Source organism: Arthrobacter sp. P4_F11 (assembly GCF_056401395.1).
Genome location: NZ_JBFUJK010000004.1, coordinates 155,034 through 176,179 on the forward strand (window position 1 = coordinate 155,034; position 21,146 = coordinate 176,179).

At 64.6% G+C, this 21,146-nt stretch carries 16 protein-coding genes and 2 pseudogenes; 12 read left to right on the top strand and 6 right to left on the bottom strand.

The window, feature by feature from the left end:
• Positions 1-221 precede the first annotated feature (221 nt).
• A complete protein-coding gene (locus AC1DRO_RS06655) occupies positions 222-1,250 on the top strand; it encodes a LacI family DNA-binding transcriptional regulator (protein WP_476950244.1) in 1,029 nt (342 codons plus the stop codon).
• Between the two features lie 52 nt (positions 1,251-1,302).
• Positions 1,303-1,787, top strand: a pseudogene (locus AC1DRO_RS06660) (manganese catalase family protein); the annotation flags it as partial.
• 307 nt (positions 1,788-2,094) lie between these two features.
• Here AC1DRO_RS06660 and AC1DRO_RS06665 read toward each other — a convergent pair.
• Complete coding sequence (locus AC1DRO_RS06665) at positions 2,095-3,027, bottom strand: Lrp/AsnC family transcriptional regulator (protein WP_476950327.1); 933 nt, start codon at positions 3,025-3,027, stop codon at positions 2,095-2,097.
• A gap of 289 nt (positions 3,028-3,316) precedes the next feature.
• Between AC1DRO_RS06665 and AC1DRO_RS06670 the strand changes: the two genes are divergently transcribed.
• The 10 genes and pseudogenes from AC1DRO_RS06670 (at position 3,317) to AC1DRO_RS06715 (ending at position 13,837) form a co-directional block, all read left to right on the top strand.
• Entirely contained in the window at positions 3,317-4,171 is an 855-nt protein-coding gene (locus AC1DRO_RS06670; protein ID WP_476950245.1) for an ABC transporter substrate-binding protein, read from the top strand.
• Between the two features lie 56 nt (positions 4,172-4,227).
• Positions 4,228-4,962: an amino acid ABC transporter permease gene (locus tag AC1DRO_RS06675; RefSeq protein WP_476950246.1), complete on the top strand. Its 735-nt coding sequence runs from the start codon at positions 4,228-4,230 to the stop codon at positions 4,960-4,962.
• Positions 4,959-5,765, top strand: a complete 807-nt coding sequence (locus AC1DRO_RS06680) for an amino acid ABC transporter ATP-binding protein (protein WP_476950247.1) — start codon at positions 4,959-4,961, stop codon at positions 5,763-5,765. Before AC1DRO_RS06675 ends, AC1DRO_RS06680 begins: the two co-directional genes overlap by 4 nt.
• Complete coding sequence (locus tag AC1DRO_RS06685; RefSeq protein WP_476950248.1) at positions 5,755-6,780, top strand: C-terminal binding protein; 1,026 nt, start codon at positions 5,755-5,757, stop codon at positions 6,778-6,780. The genes AC1DRO_RS06680 and AC1DRO_RS06685 overlap by 11 nt, the downstream gene beginning before the upstream one ends.
• 55 nt (positions 6,781-6,835) lie before the next feature.
• Entirely contained in the window at positions 6,836-8,509 is a 1,674-nt protein-coding gene (locus AC1DRO_RS06690; RefSeq protein WP_476950249.1) for an amidohydrolase, read from the top strand.
• A gap of 30 nt (positions 8,510-8,539) precedes the next feature.
• Positions 8,540-10,138: a thiamine pyrophosphate-binding protein gene (locus AC1DRO_RS06695; protein ID WP_476950250.1), complete on the top strand. Its 1,599-nt coding sequence runs from the start codon at positions 8,540-8,542 to the stop codon at positions 10,136-10,138.
• Between the two features lie 5 nt (positions 10,139-10,143).
• Positions 10,144-11,514, top strand: coding sequence for an aldehyde dehydrogenase family protein (locus AC1DRO_RS06700; protein ID WP_476950251.1), 1,371 nt, complete (start codon positions 10,144-10,146; stop codon positions 11,512-11,514).
• Positions 11,515-11,554: 40 nt separating this feature from the next.
• Positions 11,555-13,171: a zinc-binding metallopeptidase family protein gene (locus AC1DRO_RS06705; RefSeq protein WP_476950252.1), complete on the top strand. Its 1,617-nt coding sequence runs from the start codon at positions 11,555-11,557 to the stop codon at positions 13,169-13,171.
• A gap of 337 nt (positions 13,172-13,508) precedes the next feature.
• Positions 13,509-13,634, top strand: a pseudogene (locus tag AC1DRO_RS06710) (PDDEXK nuclease domain-containing protein); the annotation flags it as partial.
• 74 nt (positions 13,635-13,708) lie between these two features.
• Positions 13,709-13,837, top strand: coding sequence for a hypothetical protein (locus AC1DRO_RS06715; protein ID WP_476950330.1), 129 nt, complete (start codon positions 13,709-13,711; stop codon positions 13,835-13,837).
• A 781-nt stretch (positions 13,838-14,618) separates the two neighbouring features.
• Here AC1DRO_RS06715 and AC1DRO_RS06720 read toward each other — a convergent pair.
• From AC1DRO_RS06720 to AC1DRO_RS06740, 5 genes are all read right to left on the bottom strand, one after another.
• Positions 14,619-14,852 (bottom strand): hypothetical protein, encoded by a 234-nt coding sequence (locus AC1DRO_RS06720; protein WP_476950253.1) that lies wholly within the window; start codon positions 14,850-14,852, stop codon positions 14,619-14,621.
• Between the two features lie 775 nt (positions 14,853-15,627).
• The gene (locus AC1DRO_RS06725) at positions 15,628-17,136 is read right to left on the bottom strand and encodes an NAD-dependent succinate-semialdehyde dehydrogenase (RefSeq protein WP_476950254.1); all 1,509 of its coding nucleotides are present in this window, start codon (positions 17,134-17,136) and stop codon (positions 15,628-15,630) included.
• A gap of 103 nt (positions 17,137-17,239) precedes the next feature.
• On the bottom strand, positions 17,240-18,088 hold the full coding sequence (locus tag AC1DRO_RS06730; RefSeq protein WP_476950255.1) for an alpha/beta hydrolase: 849 nt from the start codon (positions 18,086-18,088) through the stop codon (positions 17,240-17,242).
• A 101-nt stretch (positions 18,089-18,189) separates the two neighbouring features.
• Positions 18,190-19,677 carry a flavin-containing monooxygenase gene (locus tag AC1DRO_RS06735; RefSeq protein WP_476950256.1) on the bottom strand — a complete coding sequence of 496 codons (1,488 nt, stop codon included), beginning with the start codon at positions 19,675-19,677 and terminating at the stop codon, positions 18,190-18,192.
• Between the two features lie 33 nt (positions 19,678-19,710).
• A complete protein-coding gene (locus AC1DRO_RS06740) occupies positions 19,711-20,862 on the bottom strand; it encodes an alcohol dehydrogenase catalytic domain-containing protein (RefSeq protein ID WP_476950257.1) in 1,152 nt (383 codons plus the stop codon).
• Positions 20,863-21,146 lie beyond the last annotated feature (284 nt).

Here is a 21,146-nt window from a genome sequence, read left to right on the forward strand (position 1 = left end):
TCATTGGGGCCTGCCCTTGCGGGCAACCGCGCCCGCCGGCATGCTGCACTCTTTGGGTGCTTGCGGCTGGGGTTTGGGTGCCTTGCCCGAGCAGGGCACTAAGCATTCACAAGAAGTTTGGCATCGTTCTCCGCCATACGTCAAGCGCTTAACGTAAATGACGTCAAGCGCTTGATGCCATGTGATGCCTGAAAGTTTGAAATGTTGGCTACGATCTATACATGGACACCCTCGATCGGCGCAACGCACGCGCGCCGCGCGTCACGGCTGCGATGGTGGCCGAGCGCGCCGGCGTTTCCACCGCCACGGTGTCCCTGGTCGCCAACGGGAAAACCAGAGGACGGGTGTCCGAGGACAACATTTCGCGCGTACGGGAGGCCATCTCCGAGCTGGGCTACGTGGTGGACGGCATCGGAAGCTCGCTGGCCAAGGGCGTGAGTTCGATCGTCATCCTGGTGGCCCCAGATATCTCTAACCCGTTTTTCGCCAAGGTGATCGCCGGAGTGCGGGAGTCCCTTGGCGCCGAATACCAGCTGCTGCTGTCCGTAACTGACGCCGGCGAGTTCCCGCAGGCCGAAGACGTCCGGAAGCTCCTGGCGCTCCGTCCCGCCGGACTGCTGGTGGATGCCCCCAACGCAGGTTTCCTCGAAGAACTGTCCGCAGCTGGGCCCCTGGTGCTGCTAGATGCACCCGGTCTGGAGGCCTACGCCCCCTCGGTAAACCTGGACGTCGCGCGCGGCGCACGTGAGCTGGCAGCGCACCTCGCCGATTCGGGGCACGCGCATGCTGCCTACATCGACAGTGTGACCGGCACGGCCACCTTCGATGTGCGGCGCAACGCGTTCCTCGAGGAGGCCAGAGCGCGAGGGATTTCGGTGGCGCCAGACTGCATCATCAGCACCACGATCGATGTCGGAGCGGCCGCGGAGGCCTTCGCCCGGGCGTGGCCGCAGTGGCAGCGCACCGGAGTCACGGCCGTCGTGTGCGGGACTGACACGCACGCCTACGGCGTGCTGCAGGAAGCGCGGGTGGCCGGTGTCGGCATTCCGCAGGAGTTGGCCGTGGCCGGCTTCGACGACTTACCTTATTCGGCAACCAGCAACCCCGGCCTGACCAGTGTGCATCTGCCCGCCATGCCGCTTGGGCGCAAGGCGGGTCAGCAACTCCGTGGGCTCATGGAAGGATTCGAGCTGGAGGAGCCGCATGTGACGCTCGACAGCTCGCTGGTGGTGCGCGGTTCAACGGGCTGACCCACTTGCTCGGTAGGAACGCCTGGCATGGGCCTACGTGGTCGGGCGAGGTCTGTTCCAGAGCATGAACCTCCGCGGCGACGCAGCCGCAAGCCCTACAAGGATGTGCTCCAGGGTGTCGGCGCCGAAGAGATCAGTCACGCAGGGCTGATCGGAACCACCATCTCCTGGCTGCTGGACGGATCCCCCAAATCAGGGCAAGAAGACCTATCGTGTGGACCAGCCCGGCGCCACGCCGCTGAAGATTGCGCTGGACGCCAGCAGCATCCACCACTACTTGGTCGGCGTCAACCGTGGATGCGGTCGGCAACCAGTGGAGCTGGTCCCACATTTAGAACAGCGGCAACCTTGCCCCGGACCTGCTGTCCACCCTAATGCGTGAGCCCACCGGCTGGCTGCAGAAATGCCGGACCTACGAAAGGACTGTCAGCATGACGGCGCGGTTCACAATCGCCTGCCTCATCGTCCGGGACCAGGCGCATGAGAACGCCTTTTGCGAAGGCCGTGGAAAGCGTCGACGTGAACTGGGGCAAGGTCTCCCGCGACGATAGCACCTGCCTGAAGGCCCGGGCCGCGCCCACGGGAGAACGACACCGGCCGGACGGATTCAGGCGATTGTTGTCACCAAGATCGTGAACGCGAATCCATGGCCCCTGACGGAGCCCGACTGACCGTCGTTTGGCGGCATTCGCTGGCACTCCGCCCAAAGATTCGGGTCGTCCGGCCGGCGCATAACGCTGGGGGAGCCCAGCTTGACTCTGGCGTCTGTGCCAAAATTGGCTGCTCCTCAGTGGCGTTTGTCAGCTGTCGCAAGCATCTCGTCCGCCTTGAAGACGCGCCCTGGTCAGTTGGCTGGCCATTCGGCGCGGGTTCGCGTTGCCAGCATTTTATCCAAGGGCTTGGCATAGCGCTCCTGGACGATCCTCACGTGTAGCCAGGACTCGACGCTGGCCACGGACTCCATGGCGCGCACTCTGTCCAGGGTTTCATACATCTCATCCAGGGAACTCACGCCGATGGTGGCCACCACGTCATGCCGCCCGAAGCAGCTGGCGATGAACTCCACGCCAGGGGTTGCGGAAAAGAAAGCGATGGCTTCCTCGGTTCCCGCCGACGTCGAGATGCCAAATCCAAAGGCCATGGCCCGGGAGGAGCCGGAGCGGCTGCGGATTGGCCCGATCTGCATCACGCGCGCGTCCAGCAAGCGCATGACCCGGTTCCTGGCGGCACTGGCCGAGAGCCCGATACGTTCCCCGAGCGCCTCGAAGCCCAGCCGGCCATCCATCTGAAGCTCACCCAGGATCAGCAGGTCAGCATCGTCCAGTTCCAGCCCCGGATCCGGCGGCTCCTTACCGAGGAAGAGGCTGCGGACGACCTCTTTGTACATCAAGACATCCACGGCAGCCACACCCTCGGAGAGGCGTATGGCCTCCACATCCTCGTAGAGCCGCTCCACTGTCGGCAGGCGCAGTTCGGCGATGATGCCGTACCTGCCTGTGGTCAGCGAGGCGAAGACGGCCCCGTCCAGCTGGCGCAGTTTGTCCAGAGCAGGCTGGGCGGAGCCGCTGAGCTGGATGGAGACATGCGCGACGGCGGTCAGGCCCAGCAGCCGCGGGTGGACTGCAGCGACGATGCGCAGCTCGCCGGAAGATATGAGTTCGTTGACCTTGGCCGTTGCCACGGAGCGGGTCACGCCCAGCTGCTTGGACAGGTCGCTGAATGACGCGCGGCCGTCGGCCTGCAGTAGTCGGATCAGCCGATTATCCAGATCATGCATGGTCTTCACAATAAACGCCTCTTGTTGTTGAGCGCAGTTGCGGCGCACCTGGGGCAAGTCAGCGCAGTTGATCCTCCGCTGAATTCAATTATTCCACGAACATACGTAAGAACAAGGGATTTGATGAGCTATCCGGTCACAATCATGCAAATACCGTGTCCTGAGGTCGCCCAACGACGGATTCGCTTGCTTTTAGATGGAACTTGGTTAGTATCGTGACCATCGCCACATCGGCTCCACCCGCTTTTCGCACCCATCCGCGAATCAGATGTTCATTGGAGATCTGCACATGCCCAAGTTCACGAAGGCCGCCATTGCTGCCGCCGCCCTGGCCCTGCTATTGAGTGGCTGTTCCGCTGCCGCGTCCACGAGTTCCGAAGGAAAAGTTCCGGCTGCTGCCGAGGCCCCGAAGGGGTTGGCGACGAGTGGCAAGCTCACGCTCTGCATCGACCCCGAGTACGCGCCTCTGGAGTACTACGCAAACGGTTCAAGCGGCAACATCGTCGGATTCGACGCCGACGCAGCCAGGGCGCTTGCCAAGCACTGGGGGCTTGAGGCCAAGTTCGAGGTAACCACCTTTGACGGGCTGATGCCGGGGCTCCAGTCTCGCCGCTGCGACGCCATTTTCGGTGGCCTGTACATGAGCGAGGCACGCCTGGCCGTGGCCGACGCCGCTCCCGTCATGAACGCCGGCCCGTCGATTCTTGCAGCACCCGCCCTGGCCGGCCAGTTCAAGCAGCCCCTCGACCTCTGTGGCCGCAGCGTCGCCGCACAGACGGCATCATCCAACGCCGCGCGGATCAGCAAGCTGAAAGAGGAATGCAAGGCCGCCGGCAAGGACGAGCCGAAGCTCACCGAATACCCGAAGACGGCGGAAACTGTGCTCGCAGTCATGAACGGCAAATCTGATGCCCTGATCGAGACCAATGTCGCCGCGTCCTACATGGCAGCCCAGAACGAGGGCAAGCTGGCCCTGGCGCCGGATGTCTTTGAGACGGACACCACGTTCGGCGTCTTCACGCGCAAGAACGATCCGATCTCCCCCGTTCTCGCCGGGGCCCTGAAGGCCCTCCGCAAGGACGGCACCCTCGCCCAGATCGCCAAGGACAACAAGCTCGATCCGGCCATCGTCGACGTTCACTAGTTACCGCGCCGGGACCACGGAGCCGTGGTCCCGGCCCCACCCGAAAGGAGAGTCCGATGGAATTCGATATCGGCATCTTCGTCCAACAACTCGTGAACCCAAGCTATCTCTACGGTGCCTTCCTGTCCGTGGCGGTTGCCGTGCTAGCGCTGGTTCTGGCCACCGCAGTCGGGTTCGCCGTGGCCATGGGACGCACTTCCCAGAGCCGCATCGCACAGGGTGCAGCGGGGTTTTACACCTGGTTCTTCCGCGCCATTCCGGCGCTGCTTGTCCTGCTCATCATCTGGAACGCACTGCCGCAACTGTTCCCGGTATTGCGCCAGGAATGGTTCACCCCCTTCATTGCCGCGTTCATCGGCCTGGGCGTCGTGGAAGCAGCCTTCATGGCGGAAATCATCCGCTCCGCGCTGCTGAGCGTCGACGAAGGACAGAACCTGGCCGGACGTGCCCTGGGGATGTCGCCGGCGAAGGTCATGGTCAAAGTCGTGCTGCCGCAGGCCATCCGCATCGCGCTGCCGCCGACGGGCAACGAGTTCATCGGCCTGGTGAAATTCTCCTCCCTGGCCTCCGTCATTTCCCTGCAGGAACTGCTGACCACGGCCCAGGTGGGGGTTAACATCACTTTCCGCTATGCCGAGTACTACGCGGCCGCCATCGTCTACTACCTGATCATCGTGAGCCTGCTGACCCTGCTTCAGAACTACGTTGAGAAGAAATTCCTATGGACCTCACGGTCAAAATCCAAGAAGCCATCCACGCCGGAACCGGTCGGCCAAGGAGTTCACGCATGAGCCAGATGCCACAGCCCACGGAGGCCCCGGTGTGGACGCCGGCCGACCCCGTGCTGCAGGTGCGAAACCTGCACAAGAGCTACCAGGACCAGCACGTTCTCCGAGGCGTTGAATTCGACATCCACCAGGGCCAAGTGAAGGCCGTCCTTGGCCCCTCGGGCTCGGGAAAGTCCACGATGTTGCGCCTCATGGCGCTGCTGGAACCGGCCAATGACGGTGAGATCCTCCTTCGCGGCCGCCGCCTAGGCGTCCGTGAGCGCGGCACCACAACCGTCCCGCTGCCTGAACGGGAGCTCGCCAAGGAGCGGCGGGACATCGGCATGGTGTTCCAGAAGTTCAACCTGTTTCCCCACCTCAGCGCCTGCCGGAACGTGATGCTCGGCCTGACTTCGGTCCAGAGTGTTCCGCACAAGGAGGCTGAGGAGCGGGCCATGGCAATGCTCGAACGGGTGGGTTTGTCCCACCGCGCCGGGCACTACCCCTCGGAGCTCTCGGGCGGCCAGCAACAGCGCGTGGCCATCGCCCGGGCCCTGGTCATGAACCCGTCCGTGCTGCTCTTTGACGAGCCGACGTCGGCCCTGGACCCCGAGCTGGTGGGCGAGGTCCTCGACGTCATGGAAGGGCTGGCCAACGACGGCATGACCATGATCGTGGTAACCCATGAGGTCCGTTTTGCTCGGCGGGTGGCGGACCAGGTCACCTTGTTCGACAGCGGCGTGATCGTGGAGCAGGCCTCGCCTGACGAGTTCTTCGACAACCCCCAGCACCAGCGCACCAGGAAGTTCCTCAGCCATGTCCACTAACGCCACATTCACCGGCGCGCAGCTGCCCGTCCGGCCCGTGGCCGTCTACACGGACATGGAGGACATCGACTATTCCGCCGGCGTCGCCCTGCTGGAGGAGAACGGCTACAACGTCCGGTATCTCGGCAGCCAGGACCCCGTCGTCATCATCGAACAGGCCAAAGACGCCGAGGCCCTGCTGGTCGGCTACGCCCCTGTGACGGCGGAGGTCATGGACGCCATCCCGGGTTTGAAGATCATCGCCCTGGTTTCCATGGGATTCGACAATGTCGACCTGGACGCCGCCAAGGAACGCGGGATCTGGGTCAGCAACCTTCCCGGCGTGGCCACTGAGGAAGTCGCCTCCCATGCGCTGGCCCTTGCCCTGGCGATCACCCGCGAGATCCCGTTTTTCCAGGGCCGTGTGGCTGAAGGCGACTGGAACGGACGGCCGAAAACCACGGTGTTCCGGCTCAGCCAGGAGCGGCTGGGACTGATCGGGCTCGGCCGGATCGGCAGCCGTCTCGGGGAGCTTGCCTCCGGCGTCTTCGGCGAAGTCATCGGCTACGACCCCTACCTCCCGGATACCCCGGCCACCCGGGAAACGCTGGCCAAGGCGGGCATCCGCCGGACCAGTCTGGACGAGGTGCTGGCGGAGTCCGCCGTCGTGTCCCTGCACATGCCGCTCACGGAGGAAACCCGGCACATCATCAACACTGAAAGCCTCGCGGCCATGCGACCGGGCAGCTATTTGGTGAATGTAAGCCGTGGGCAATTGATCGACGACGGCGCCCTCCGCGCCGCCGTCGACTCTGGACACATCCGTGCGGCGGCCCTGGACGTGCTCGACGTCGAGCCCGCCCCGGCAGACCACCCGCTCATGGGCCACCCCCGGATCCTCGTGACACCGCATATCGGATTCCTCTCGGACCACACCCTGGCCGAGTACATCAGGATCCAGGCCCAAAACGTCATCTCCCAAGCCCGCACCGGTGCCCCGGACACCCCGCTGTTCGAACTGGAACCCGCGGGCTGAGTGCCTGCTGGACCGCAGCGGCACCGCACTACTCCTACACGTAAAGGTCATCCCCATGTCATTCCCGACATCCCATGAAACGTCCGCCGCGGCACCACCGGCAACCCTGTTCGTTGGCGGACCCATCCGGACGGTCGACGCCGAAGACTCCGTCGCAGAGGCGATGCTGGTGATCGGCAACCGCATCGCAGCCGTCGGGACTCCCGAGGAATGCCGCTCTGCGGCCCGCGAACTCAGCACCTCGGTTCCGGAGGTTGTGGACCTCCAGGGCCGCACACTGGTTCCCGGGTTCGTGGACCCGCACGCCCACCCGCTGATGTACGGGCAGCTGCTGTCCTGGGTGGACTGCGGACCTGTCGCCGCGCCGGACATCCCCACCATGCTCGAACGCCTGGCACGGGCCGCGGCGGAGAATCCCGGCGACGGTCCGATCCGGGGCTACGGGTATGAGCACCGCAACCTGGCCGAGCAGCGCCACCCGAGCCGGCAGGAACTGGATACGGTCTCCACCACCCGCGAGGTCTACGTCATGAACGCCAGCGGCCATGGCGGCGTCGTGAACTCATTTGTCCTGGACACGGCCGGAATTGGCTCGGACACCCCCAACCCGCCGGGCGGCACCTTCTTCCGCGACTCCCAGGGCGGGCTGACCGGCGAGCTTTCCGACGCCGCCTGCGACATCCTCACGGGCGAGGACGGAGTGAAGCTCGGCCATCACGGCCCCAACTTCCACCTGGCGGACAGCAAGGAACAGCACCGCGGTCAGCTGCTCCACGCCCAGCGCGAGTTCCTCAGCCACGGCGTCACCATGATCGGCGATGCCCAGGTCACCAAGCGCGAATTCGCGGCCTACCTTGACCTGGTGGAGCGCGGGGAATTGGTGACCCGCATCAACGCCTACTTCCTCTCCAGCCTCCTGGACGAAGTCCTGCAGCTGGGGCTCGTGGACCGCTTCGGCGATTCGCTGCTGTCCTTCGCCGGCATCAAGCTCTACGCGGACGGAACCCTGGGCGGCTGGACGGCGTACTTCCCGGAGGGCTACCGCGACGACCCCTGCCGCACCGGGTCCCTCTACCACGAGCCCGCGGAATACCGTTCACTGGTGGTCAGGGCTCACAGCGCCGGACTGCAGACGGCCACCCACGCGCAGTCGCCCACGGCCATCCAGCTGGTGATCGACGCCGTGAAGGAAGCCACCGTAGTCTCGCCCCGGGCGGACCACCGCCACCGGATTGAGCACTGCGGCCTTCCCACGCCCGAACAGATCACCGAGATGGCCGGCCTCGGCATCCTCCCGGTGAACCAGCCCCAGCACTACTTCAACTGGGGCCCGGGTGTGCTGGACGCAATCGGCAGCCCGGGGGAGCGCTTCAACCCCCTGGGCGAATTCGTGGCCGCGGCAGTTCCCGTCACCATGAGCTCGGATGCCCCCGTGGCCGATCCGCGTCCCCTCGAGGCCATCCAGACCGCCGTGACCCGCAAGACCCGCTCGGGCGTGCAGCTCGGCTCCGACGGGCTGAAGATCGACGCCGCCGCGGCCCTCCGCGCCCACACCATCAACGGCGCGCGGGCCATGGGACGTGAGAAGGACCTGGGTTCCCTGGAACCGCAAAAGCTCGCCGACTTCGTGATCCTCGCCGAGGACCCGCTGGCGGCGCCATCCGAACGAATCAGCAGCATCGACGTCATGGAGACCTGGGTGGACGGAACCCGCGTCTACAAGCGCTAGCCGCCCGCCCCACAATCAAAGGACCCAGCCGTGACCAGCACCATCCCCACCAACAACGTCGGCCTCGCCGTCATGACCACCCTGCGGAACTACGGGATCGACACGATCTTCGGCATCCCAGGTACCCACAACCTTGAGTTCTACCGGCACCTGAAGCCGCTCGGCATCCGCCCGGTCACTACCCGCCACGAGCAGGGAGCCGGGTACGGCTCCGACGGCTGGAGCCAGATCAAGGGGCTTCCCGGCGTCGTGATCACCACCTCCGGACCAGGACTGCTGAACGCCATGTCCGCCGCCGCCACCTCCTATTGCGAATCCCGCCCCATGATCATCCTGTCCCCAGGCGCACCGCGGGGCAGCGAGTTTTCGGACATCGGACTCCTGCACGAAACCAAGGACCCCACCGGCGCCGTCCGGGCCCTGATCGGGCGGAGCACCCGCGTTTCCAGCGGCAGCGAGGCTGTGGAACTGATCCACGAGGCCTTCGCCCTCTTCGCCCACGGACGGCCCCGCCCCGTCCACATCGAAATCCCACTGGACCTGCTGGAGTCCGCCTCCGACGTGCCGCCCCCCGCCCTGGACGCCCGCCCCCTGGGCGCCCCGAAGAAAGCTCCCGACGACGCCGTCGCGGCCGCCGCTGAAATACTCCGGAACGCCTCCAACCCGGTGATCCTGGCCGGCGGCGGATCGCTGGGAACCGGCGCCGCCCTGCTCCAGCTCGCAGAACGCCTGCAGGCCCCCGTGGTCACCACCATCAACGGCAAGGCCGCCATCCCGGAGGCACACCCGCTGTCCCTCGGCTCGGAGATCCGGCTCACCGCGGCCCAGGACCTGTGCAACGCCTCCGATGCGCTGCTGGTCATCGGCAGCAAGCTGGGCGAATCCGAAATGTGGGGCGGAAAGATCCTCCCGCAGGGTGGCTGCATCCGGATCGACATCGACCGTGCCCAGCTGCACTGCAACCTCAGCCCGGACCTGGAACTCCTGGGCAACGCGGCCGCCGTGGTGCCCCAGCTGCTCACGGCACTCGCCGGGCACGTGCCGGCAGCTGCGCCGGACCTGGCTCCGCTGCGCGCCGAACTGCAGACCGAAGCCCGCTCCATGGCGCCCGTGCTGGCCCGGATCAACGAGATCCTGGCCGGAGCACTGCCGGCGGATACCGTCATCGCCGGCGATTCCTCGCAGATCACCTACTTCGGCACCACGTCCTTCTTCCCCATGCAGCAGCCGCACCAGCTCCTGTACACGCCGGCCTACGCCACGCTCGGCTACGGGCTTCCGGCCGCGATCGGCGCCAAGGTGGCCGCCCCGGACCGGACAGTGGTGGGCCTGATCGGCGACGGTGCGCTCATGTTCGCCGTCCAGGAATTCATCACCGCCGTGGAACAAGAGGTGGACCTGCCCATCATCTGCATCAACAATGGCGGCTACGGCGAAATCCGGCAGAACATGGAGGACCGGGATCTGGCTCCTGTCGGCGTGAATCTGACGCAGCCGGACTGGGTCCGCCTGGCCGAGGGCTTCGGCCTCACGGCGTTCAATGTCGAGTCCCTCGACGACCTGGCCGACACCGTCACCAGGGCACTTGCCGTGAAGGGCCCCAGCCTCATCCACGTGAGCATCCAGTGAACACCATGACCACTGCCGGCACCGTGTTCCGGGTGCTCAACCCGGCAACGGGGGAGGTACTTGCGGGATTTCCCGGGGCCACGGAAGCGGAGCTGGAGGATGCCCTGAACAAGGCGCAAAGTGCGTTCGAAGACTGGCGCCAGACGACGGCGGATCGGCGTGCCGCCGTAATGCGGGCGGCCTCCGGGCTTCTTCTTGAACGGAAAGAGATGCTGGCCCGGCTCGCCACGCAGGAAACCGGGAAGCTCCTGGGCGAGGCGGTGTCCGAGGTGGAGCTCTGCGCCGAGATTTTCGCGTACTACGCCGATCACGGGCCCGGATTCCTCGCCGACGAGGATCTGGAATTCGGCGGGGCGGTGATGCAGCGGCGCCCGCTGGGAGTGCTGCTGGGCATCATGCCGTGGAACTACCCGTACTACCAGATAGCCCGCTTCGCCGCGCCGAATCTGATGCTTGGCAACACGATGCTCATCAAGCCGGCGCCGGCCTGCCCGTGTTCGGCCCTTGCTCTCGAAGAACTTCTGCTCGACGCCGGGCTGCCCGACGGTGCCTACCGGACCGTATTGGCCGGCGGGGAACAGACGGCCGTGATGGTGTCCGATCCCCGCATCCAGGGGGTCTCGCTCACCGGCAGCGAGCGGGCCGGCGCGGCGGTGGGCGCCCTGGCGGGGGCGGGTCTGAAGAAACACGTCCTGGAACTGGGAGGCTCGGACGCGTTCATAGTCCTCGACACCGCAGACCTGAATGCAGTGGTGGAGCTGGCCGCTGCCGCACGGATGGAGAACGCCGGCCAGGCCTGCACGTCGCCCAAGCGCTTCATCGTGGCCGCCACACTGTACGAAGAGTTCGTCGCCGGACTTCGCGGAAAGCTGGCCCAGTACCTGCCGGGGGATCCGCTGGACCCGTCCAGCAAACTGGCGCCCATGTCCTCGGCCGAGGCAGCCCGGACGCTGTTGGCGCAAGTGGATGCCGCCGTCGGCGACGGTGCCACGCTCCATTGTGGCGGCTTCAGCACCGCCGCCGGGGACGCCTTCGTGGTGCCCGCGTTGCTAACGGATGTGCGGCCCGGGATGCGGGCCCACCGCGAGGAACTCTTCGGCCCTGTCGCCGTCGTCTACCGGGCTGAGGACGAGGACGACGCCGTCAGCCTGGCCAACGATTCGCCGTACGGTCTGGGCGCATCGGTATTTACTGCCGATGCCGACCGGGCAGACCGCATCGCCGAGCGGCTGGACGTTGGCATGGTCAGCGTCAACCGGCTGGCGCCGTCGTCGGCCGCGCTGCCTTTTGGAGGGGTCAAGAACAGCGGCGTGGGACGCGAACTGGGGCCCCTTGGCATGGACGAATTCGTGAACCGGAAACTGCTGGTCCGCTGATGCGGACGCTGGAAACTTTGAACTTTGAGGAAGGAACGCAATGAGCGACATCAAAAATGCCGGGCCGAAGTCCACCGCGTGGGAGTGGGTTGAGGAGCAGAAGGAACAGCTCTCCACCTGGCACACGAACATCTGGGAGCTCGCCGAACCTGCCTGGCGCGAGTACGAGTCCTCCGCTTGGTACGTGAAAACCCTGCGCGAACACGGCTTCAACGTGGAAGAAGGCAGCGCCGGCATGCCCACGGCCTTTTACGCCGAGTGGACCAGCCCGGCAGGTCCCGGCGCCCGGATCCTGAGCTACGCCGAATACGACGCCATCCCCGGCAATTGCCAGGCCGCCTCAACCAAGCGCGAGCCCCGCACCGGCATGTCCCGGTTCGCGCCGGGCCACACGGACCCCCACTCCGCCTTGGGCATCTCCACACTTGCCGGGTTCCTCGCGGCGAAGGACGCCATGGAGCGCCACAGCATCCCAGGCACCCTGGTGTACACGGGAGAGCCGGCCGAAAAAGTCCAAGGTTCCAAAGTGGTCCATGGCCTGCGCGGCTATTACGACAACCTCGACGCCATCATTTCCTACCACCCCTTTTACATGATGCCGCTGTGCAACACCGCGCGCTGGGACACCCACTGCGGCTCGTACTACAGCAAGATCTACACCTTCACCTGTGACAACCCGGAAGGCTGGAACAACACCTACGGTGACAGCCCTATCCCGTCCTCGCACTCCGCAGCACGGGCTCCCGGCGCCGACGCGGCACTCTTCACGATGTTCTCGCTGAACAAAACCACCCAGGATTCCATGCTGCCGCACGCCGGCGGATGGTCGCTGTCCGAGGCGATCCTCACCGCTGGTCAGGCGACGGCGGATAACCAGCCGGCAGGGCTGGCACAGATCCAGTACTCCTGGCGCTGCCCGAGCCTGGCCGAAGCGGATTCGGTGCTCGCCGTGCTGGACCGCAACGCCGAACTCGCCGCGGCTGCCTCACACTGCACCGTCAGCTCGCGCTGGGTAGCGCGCAACCGGCCTGGCATCGCCAACCACACGGTGGCGCAGCTGGCGTGGGAGAACATCGCCGCCGTCGGGGCACCCGTTCTGGACGAGCGGGCCCGTGAGATCGGGCGCGAAATCCAGTCCTCGTGCGGGGTGGAGCCCATGGAGAACCCGTTCCACCCGGCGACGGCGGAACTGATCAGCCCGCAGGACGCCGAGGCGGAGCTGCGCCGCCACATTCCGGCAACGCAGCAGAACTGGACCAGCGACGACTACGTGGAGATGACCTGGTACGCACCCACCATCCGCTTCTACACAGCCCGGCCCACGCTGGCCGCGGATGGAAAGGGCACCGCGTACCCCGGCTGGGCCATGACCGCCATGGGCGGCATCCCGGAAACCATCGACCCCACCATCACCGCCACAGGCAAGATGATCGCCGGCATGGTGCTGGACCTGGTGACCCAACCGGATGTCCTTGCGGCGGCAAAAACAGAATTCGAATCCGAGAAGATCCGGCGCGGATCCCTGGCCCCGCTTCTGCCCGCCGGATTCAGTGCGCCCACGGACTTCCGCTGGCCCCAATACATCGGTGAGGGCGACGCCCGTGACTGGTGGATCCCCGTTTCCGAGGAGGGTTGGAACACCGCGGTCGGCAGCTAGTGTTCCGCGCCTGAAATCCGGATGATACCCAGCGTGGGCAGTGCCTCATTCGAGAATGGAATCTTAGTAGGTCGCAAATATTCAGCTCTGCCAAACACTACAAATCAATCGCGGGAACTCTTAATGGAAGCCAGACGAGGACAGGCCACCGGGCCCGCCGGCAATTTCTTCGATATTCCGCTCAAGCAGATCACCGACGCGACCATCCGCTCCCACCGCCGGACCAAAATGATCGGCCGCCGGGTGGAACAGGAAAGTGCAGACACTGTCTGCACACATTTCCCGCTATCCCTGACGGGAGAGCCATGCCGGGCATCTCCCGCCAAGTGGGGCGCTAGTGAGGTCAACGGGCTACGTTGTCATCGAACTGAAGACTGGAAAGTTCCAGCCCGAATACGCCGGAAAACTCAACTTCTACGTCGCCCTCGTCGACGACACCCTTCGGCGCGGCCACCATAACGAAACCATCGGCATCCTTATCTGCGGCACCAAGAACGACCGCAGCGTCCGGTACGCCTGGGACGCTCCACCTCACCCATGGCTGTCGCCGCCTACACCTACGACAAGCTCCCGGCTTCCGAACAACAAGCTCTCCCCAACGAGGGGCACGTTGTGGCGGCCCTGGAATGGGCGGAACCAGGCTCTGACACCGACGACAGCCAATAATCCGCTCACCATGGGAAACTCACACCCGTCACGGCGTGCACGTACTGTAGGCGCCGGCCTAATTGTCCAAAGAGCTTTGGACTATTCCTGATGTTGCTTTAGCGGAGTCACGGTCTTTCCCGATCGCCAACCGCCCCACCGCGGAAATGAGTCCCGGGCCCGTGATTCCAGCCCGGCCAAAGTCCAGAATCCCGGTTAGGGCGACGGCCAGGGCCGGTATGGCGAAGCGAGGTTGTAGGTTCCGACGGTCGGCCCAATTGTCCAGACACTATCTGGACAATTGGGGCCGATCGGTCAGCAGCTTCCGGGCAGTATCAACGTGGGTGGCTCAATCAGGCTAACGAAATATCCGCTATCAGCGTCGGCAGACCGATCAGGTGACGGCCGCGTCACCTTGGACGTTTGTTATGCCGGCGTCTGGCCCAATCCCCGCCGGCCATGCCCAGGCGCCGGTACCGGCGGCTTCAAGTTGCTGGCCTTTGCCGCATGTGGGCCAGACGAGCAGCGCCTCACACGGCAAGCATTGACGCACCAGCCCAATTGTCCAGACAGCATCTGGACGCCTGGTAGCCAGCGACCCCTGGTAGTCCCCGCATCCTCCAGTTGATCTGCGTTTCGCACACCTAGTGTCAGGTTGGCATCAAGACTGTTCGCCGGTGGTGTCGGGAATGGCCTTGTGGACCCCATACTGACGGTGTTTGAGAGGGCTGCCTGACGTCAGGTTGGGGTGTACTCCAAGGGCACCTGGAAGGAAAGGTTCGTGTGCCCTTTTCTCATGTTGCTAGATGCCGGTTGCTGGCCGGTAACTGGGGGCCAGGTCTAGTTCATGCGTCTGCCCATATGGCACGGTCGGAGATAGGGCGACGGTGAATTTGGCGTAATGATGGCGGGTGACTAGCACACCGCAAGTTTTTTCAGCTTTTGCTGCCTTGATAGCGGCCCGCAGCGCTAGCGTAAGCTGAGTTTCCTTGTCTGCGGGGTTCTGTACGTGCAAACCGGCAATGATCCTTTGCATGGTTTCCTCTCCTTTGGTCGTTGAGACCTTTGCTATTGGTACTAAGCCTTGGGTGGTGCTGACGCGGGCGGTGGGCTGTGAGGGGACCAGTCGGGGCCAATCCTCAGCGACGTGCGCTCGAATTTCGGGATGCGAGGCGGGCGAGGTCTAGTGAAACAGCTGCCATCGCTTCTAGCCGGGTAGGACAATGTAGTTCCGGGTTCTGGTGAGAACAGGGCAGTTGATTAGCAACGCCACAGGGCGGGTGCCGCCGCGTCTGCAGGTCTCAGTCAGTTTCCGGGCCGTTGCAATAGTGGCAAACCTCTTCGCAGCCGTCCTGCGAGTCGACGCTGTCAAAAACCTGAAAGGCAACTCTTGGGCGAGCTTGGGCGCGGTCGGCAGAGTGCGACGCATTGTTTTCATAAGGGGCAGCAGTGTCGGTAGTCAGCGCCTGGCGTTCCAAGCTGCATGGGGGCGTGATCCCGGCCGAATTTATCCCTAGGCGGGGGGCGGCAGTCCGGTTCCAGGGCCTGGTGCTTGCCGGGACGAGGAGGCGGGCGGGTCCTCGTCCCGGCACTGCGGGAAGGCCGGCAGGGGCGTGGGCACCTTCCCGTCGTCGGGCTGCCATTTGACGTTCCCGCCCCTGAGCTTGCTGATGAAGAATGCTTTTCATCAAGATTCCTTTTGAGTTTGACGATCAGGGAGATCGCCCAGGATGAGGGGGTTTGGGGCTGCCGGGGCCGGGTAATAAATGGCCCTAAAATTTGGCTTTCCCGCTGATGAGGGACCCTGTCAACTACCTGCCGGCGTATGGATCGGCGATCCCGATGTACTGGGTGGTGGTGTATTCGGCGATGCCTTCGGTGCCGCCTTCGCGGCCGAGGCCGGATTGTTTGACTCCGCCGAAGGGTGCGGCGGCGTTGGAGATGACGCCGGCATTGAAGCCGACCATGCCGAATTCGATCTGTTCGGCCACGCGCAGGAGCCGGTTGAAGTCGCGGCTGTAGACGTAGGAGGCGAGGCCGTATTCGCTGGCATTGGCCAGCCGGATGGCGTCCTGCTCGGTGGCAAAGGTGGTGACGGGTGCGACGGGACCGAAGATTTCCTGGCGCAGGATTTCGGCGTCGTTGGGCACACCACCCAGCACGGTGGGCTGGTAGAAGTAGCCGGCACCCTCCACTGGTGCGCCGCCGGTGATGGCGGTGGCGCCGGCGATGATGGCGGCGCTGACCAGCGCATGGACCTCTTCGCGGGCGCCGGCGTCGATGAGGGGTCCCACCTGGGTGGCCGGTTGCGTGCCGCGCCCGGTGTTCAGCGCGCCCATGGCCGCGGCGAACTTCCGGGTGAACTCCTGTGCCACGGACTCCTGGACCAGGAACCGGTTGGCCGCGGTGCAGGCCTCGCCCATGTTCCGCATCTTGGCAGCCATGGCACCTTCCACGGCCTTGTCCAGGTCGGCGTCCTCGAACACAATGAACGGCGCGTTGCCGCCCAGTTCCATGGAGGTCCGGAGAACATTTTGCGCGGCGTCGGCCATGAGGCGCTTGCCCACCGGGGTGGAGCCGGTGAAGGAGACCTTGCGCAACCTCGGGTCGGCGAGGAGCGGTCCGGAGATGTCGGATGCGCTGGAGGAGGCGACGACGTTGAGCACGCCGGCGGGAAGGCCGGCCTCGATCATGGTCTGCGCAAAAAGCTGGGAGGTCAGCGGGGTCAGCTTGGCCGGCTTCAGGACCATGGTGCATCCTGCGGCGATGGCCGGGGCCACCTTCCGGGTGGCCATGGCGAGCGGGAAATTCCAGGGTGTGATGAGCAGGCAGGGTCCCACCGGCTTGTGCTGGACCAGGATCTTGTTCTTGCCTTCCGGGGTGGTGAGGTAGCGGCCGTAATCCCGGACCGTTTCTTCGGAGAACCAACGCAGGAACTCCGCCCCGTAGGTGACCTCGCCACGGGATTCAGCCAGCGGCTTGCCCATCTCCAGGGTCATCAGCAGCGCGAAGTCCTCGGCCCGCTCGGTCACAAGGTCAAAGGCACGGCGCAGGATCTCCGCGCGTTCCCGAGGCGCGCTGCGCGCCCAGGATGCCTGGACGGCGTCCGCCGCGTCGAGGGCGGCGACGGCGTCTTCGCTCGTGGCCGAGGCCAAGGTGGCGAGCACCTCTCCGGTGGCGGGGTCGTGAACATCGAACGTGCCGCCGTCGGACGCCTCCCGCCACTGACCTCCGATCAACAAACCGGTGGGGACAGAGGCGAGGAGATCGGCCTCACGCTGGCGTGGGACAGCAGTCGGATCAACGAGGGCAGTAGTCATGAGATTCCTAAAGAACGTGAGTGACGGCGATAGCCCCCGCCCTTAGGTGGCGGGCTATCGCCGTCCTTTGATTGATCAGATGAAGGGACGTACTCCATCTCAGTCAGATAGTGCGGTCCCTGATAAAGGCAGCGACCTGGTCCACTGTTTGTTCTCCCCGGGGAATGCGTCCCGCAGAGGTGAACAGCCCATGGGCGTACCCGGGAAGGTGCTGGTACAGGACTTCCGTGCCTGCCCGGGCTAGTGCGGCGGCGTAGTTTGCGCCTTCATCAACCAGCGGGTCGTTGTCCACAGTGATCACGTACGTTGGCGGCAGTCCTGCAGGAAGCTGAGCCATGGCGGGGCTGATATCCGGTACAGAGCGGTCTACACCCTCTGGCAGATAGTGGCCCGCGAACCAGGCGATGGTGTCGGCAACCAGGGGGAACCCATCAGTGACGCGGTTGTAGGACGGCGAGGACATGGTCAGATCCACCATGGGGTACATGAGGACCTGGCCAACGACGGGCAGGGGATCCGTTGCGGTGGCATTCTCATTGGCCAGGACTGCGGCCAATTGCCCTCCCGCGCTGTCACCGACGAGCACAGCCTCGGTCACGTCCAGGCCGTGCTCGTTGCCGGCATCAAAGAGCCAACGCATCGCGCTGCGGCTGTCGTCAATCGCGGCCGGGTAGGGATACTCCGGGGCAAGCCGGTAGTCCACCGCAATGACGGGCAGGTTGGTGAGGGAGGCCAATCGACGGCACAACCCGTCATGAGTTGAGAGGCTGCCCATGACCCATCCCCCGCCGTGGAAAAACAGAACGGCGGGGGTGGGTCCTCCGGTGTTGCGGGGGTCATAGACCCGAACCCTGAATTCCTCCACGTTGAAATCTGTGACCGACGACAGCGGGTCACCGCTCAGTCCGTTAACAGCGCAGCCGCTCTCGTAGAGCTCGCGTACCTGCTTCACAGGGTAGGAGTGAAACGGGCGCCCGCCGGAGGCCCGGAATTTCTGCAGAACCTCTGCAGCGTCCGGTGCTACGGGCCTCCCGCTGAACCGGTCGGTTTTTGTCACTTTGCGGGCCCGGATTCGGCCAGCTGCAGGTAATCGTCAAGCTGGAGGTCGTGGGTGTGGGCCCGGTATTCTTCGACAGTTCCGGACCAGTTGTTGATGACGCGGCCGTCCTCGTTCTTGTACCAGGAGGAGCATTCGGAGGAGAACGCGGACTTCTGGAGTTCTTCCTGAACGTGTGCGTTGAACTTCTCGACGACCGCCCGGTCTACTTCCAGGAACCGTGATTCACCGGCTGCGATGTACTGAACAGCCTGGGCGATGTAGCGGTGCTGGGCCTCCAACATTGACACGACCGAGTTGTGGTTGAGGTTGGTGTTGGGGCCGTAAACCAGGAAGAGGTTGGGGAAGTTGTCGACGGTGATGCCCAGGTAGGCTTCCGGGGCGTTGCCCCACCGCTCGTCGAGGCCGATTCCGTCGCGCCCTGCGACGCGCATGGATCCCATGAAGGCGTGGCTCTTGAACCCGGTGGCGTAGATGATGACATCAAATTCGTGCTCGACGCCGTCAGCGGTGCGCAGGCCCCGGGGAGTGAATTCGGTGATTGCCTCTGTCACGAGCTCTACGTTCTCGCGGGTCAGTGCGGGGTAGAAATCGTCGCTCCGCAGGATGCGCTTGCAACCGAAGTCGTAGTCGGGGGTGAGCTTGGCCCGCAGTTCAGGGTCCGAGACCTGGGTCTCGAGGTGCTGGCGGGCCAGTTCGACTCCTTCCTCGGAAGCTGCGGTGTGGCGGCGGGTACGTTCGAATCCGGCTTCGCGGAATTCGTGGATTTCCTGGCGCAACTGGCGGTAGGTGTCCGGGTTTTCCTGGAAGCGGGCGCTCTCTTCCTCCGTGAAGATGTACTGGTCACGGGGGAGGATGTAGTTGGCTGAGCGCTGGAATACGGTCAGGTTCGATGCGATCTTGGCAACCTCGGGCACGTACTGAACGGCAGTTGCAGCGGAGCCGATGGAAGCGACGCGTTTGCCGGTCAGGTCAAGGTCGTGCCGCCACTTTGAGGAGTGGAAGGCTACGCCTTCGAAGGTTTCGGTGCCGGGGAAGTTGGGGATGTTCGGTTCGTTCAGCTGGCCCCAGGCAGCCACCACCGAACGGGTCAGGAACTCCGAGCCGTCGGCCGTGTGCACGGTCCAGAGGCGGCGGTCCTGGTCCCATTCCGACGCGGTGATGTTCTGGCCGAAGTGGATGTGCTTGCCCAGCCCGAACTCCTCAACCACGGAGCGCAGGTAGCCCTGAAGTTCCTCCTGGCCGGCAAACATACGGGAAACCTTGAGGTTCAGGAAATAGCTGTAGCAGTACACGAGGGCCTGCGTGTCGCATGCGGCACCGGGATAGGTGTTCTCGCGCCATACGCCTCCCACATCGTTGCCGCGCTCGAGGATCAGGAAGTCCTCAATGCCTTCCTGGACGAACTGGGCTCCCTGGCCCAGGCCGCCGAAGCCTGCGCCGATGATGATAGCGCTGTAGATGTGGTCATTTGTGGAGGTCATGATGTTCTCTCTTCGGAGCTGGAATGTGGGTGGTCAGGAAAAGGTGATGATCTGGCGCAGTGCGTGGCCGCCGTCGAGCGTGTCCAGGGCGCGGTTGATTTCTTCGAGCGGGATAGTGTCTGAGACCAGGCCTTCAACGGCCAGCTGGCCGGATCGCCAGAGCTGTTCGTAGATCGGGATGTCGTGTTCCGGGACTGCCGAGCCGAGGTAGCTGCCCACGATTGACCGGGCCTCTGCTGTCAGGGTCAGGGGGTCGATGGAAACCGACTGGCCCGGTGCCGGCAATCCCACGGTGACAGTGATGCCGCCGGGCTTTGTCAGTGCGATAGCCGCTTCCAGAGCGCGCGGGTGTCCGGCGGCTTCGATGACGGCGTCAAACTTTTCGCCGCGTTCCAGGGCATCAGCAGAGGTCATGGCATCCGCGGCACCAAGGTTCCGGGCGGCTTCCAGCTTGGCCGGCAAGGTATCGACGCCGACGACGTGTTCAACTCCGGTGGCGATTGCAGTAATGAGTGCCGCCATGCCTACCCCGCCGAGACCGACGATGGCTACCCGGGCGGAAGGCGCCGGCTTGGCGACATTGAGGACGGCTCCTCCGCCGGTGAGAAGGGCACATCCGAGCAAAGCGGCGATGTGCGCCGGGACGTCGGACCCGACCGGCACCACGGAACGTCGGGAGACCACGGCATGGGTGGCGAATGCCGAGACTCCAAGGTGGTGTTGGACCGGCTCGCCCTCGCGGGAGAGTCTGCGGTTCCCGCCCAGCAGCGTTCCTTCCGTATTGGAAGCGCTGCCCTGCTCGCACGGCGTCTTGCCGTTGGAGTTGCATCCGGCGCATTCACCGCAGCGGGGGAGGAATGTCATAACGACGCGCTGGCCCAAGGAGATGTCATTGACGCCCTCGCCCAGTTCCTCAACGATGCCGGCTGCCTCGTGGCCGAGCAGCATCGGGACCGGCCGCGGCCGGTTCCCGTTGACGACGGAAAGGTCGGAGTGGCATACGCCGGCCGCCTCGATGCGGACCAGGATCTCGCCCTTGCCTGGACCTTCGAGCTCAAGGTTTTCCACATGGATGGGACGGGTGTCAGCGTAGGGCCGCTCTGCCCCGATGGCCTCAAGTACCGCCCCGCGTATGGTCCTGGTGGGGGTTGCCTTTGCGATGGTGTTCGTATCTTCGATCGTCACGATTGTCCTCTCAGGTGGTGCAGTAAAGCTGTGCAGGGGAAGGTTTGTGGGGAGGGAGCGTGCGGCGCTGAGCAACACCATGCGTGCTGGCTCGTGGGGTGCTATCATCGTTCCTCCTGCAACGGGTGTGCTCATTCCCGAGGGGAGTGTTCCTCCGACGACGGACTGTCCATTGAGAGTAGGCAGGCTGGGAGCCCGCGTCACGGTGCGGAAAGTCGATATATGCGCTTTCCTTTGTACGAAACGTCAAAAGGCGTGCGGGCACGGTTTTGCCACTGGGTTTT

What these genes read in the sequence shown, in the direction of transcription:
- AC1DRO_RS06655 (WP_476950244.1), top strand. Translation starts at nt 222, where the DNA reads ATGGACACCCTCGATCGGCGCAACGCACGCGCGCCGCGCGTCACGGCT.
- AC1DRO_RS06665 (WP_476950327.1), bottom strand. Translation starts at nt 3,027, where the DNA reads ATGCATGATCTGGATAATCGGCTGATCCGACTACTGCAGGCCGACGGC.
- AC1DRO_RS06670 (WP_476950245.1), top strand. Translation starts at nt 3,317, where the DNA reads ATGCCCAAGTTCACGAAGGCCGCCATTGCTGCCGCCGCCCTGGCCCTG.
- AC1DRO_RS06675 (WP_476950246.1), top strand. Translation starts at nt 4,228, where the DNA reads ATGGAATTCGATATCGGCATCTTCGTCCAACAACTCGTGAACCCAAGC.
- AC1DRO_RS06680 (WP_476950247.1), top strand. Translation starts at nt 4,959, where the DNA reads ATGAGCCAGATGCCACAGCCCACGGAGGCCCCGGTGTGGACGCCGGCC.
- AC1DRO_RS06685 (WP_476950248.1), top strand. Translation starts at nt 5,755, where the DNA reads ATGTCCACTAACGCCACATTCACCGGCGCGCAGCTGCCCGTCCGGCCC.
- AC1DRO_RS06690 (WP_476950249.1), top strand. Translation starts at nt 6,836, where the DNA reads ATGTCATTCCCGACATCCCATGAAACGTCCGCCGCGGCACCACCGGCA.
- AC1DRO_RS06700 (WP_476950251.1), top strand. Translation starts at nt 10,144, where the DNA reads ATGACCACTGCCGGCACCGTGTTCCGGGTGCTCAACCCGGCAACGGGG.
- AC1DRO_RS06705 (WP_476950252.1), top strand. Translation starts at nt 11,555, where the DNA reads ATGAGCGACATCAAAAATGCCGGGCCGAAGTCCACCGCGTGGGAGTGG.
- AC1DRO_RS06715 (WP_476950330.1), top strand. Translation starts at nt 13,709, where the DNA reads ATGGCTGTCGCCGCCTACACCTACGACAAGCTCCCGGCTTCCGAACAA.
- AC1DRO_RS06720 (WP_476950253.1), bottom strand. Translation starts at nt 14,852, where the DNA reads ATGCAAAGGATCATTGCCGGTTTGCACGTACAGAACCCCGCAGACAAG.
- AC1DRO_RS06725 (WP_476950254.1), bottom strand. Translation starts at nt 17,136, where the DNA reads ATGACTACTGCCCTCGTTGATCCGACTGCTGTCCCACGCCAGCGTGAG.
- AC1DRO_RS06735 (WP_476950256.1), bottom strand. Translation starts at nt 19,677, where the DNA reads ATGACCTCCACAAATGACCACATCTACAGCGCTATCATCATCGGCGCA.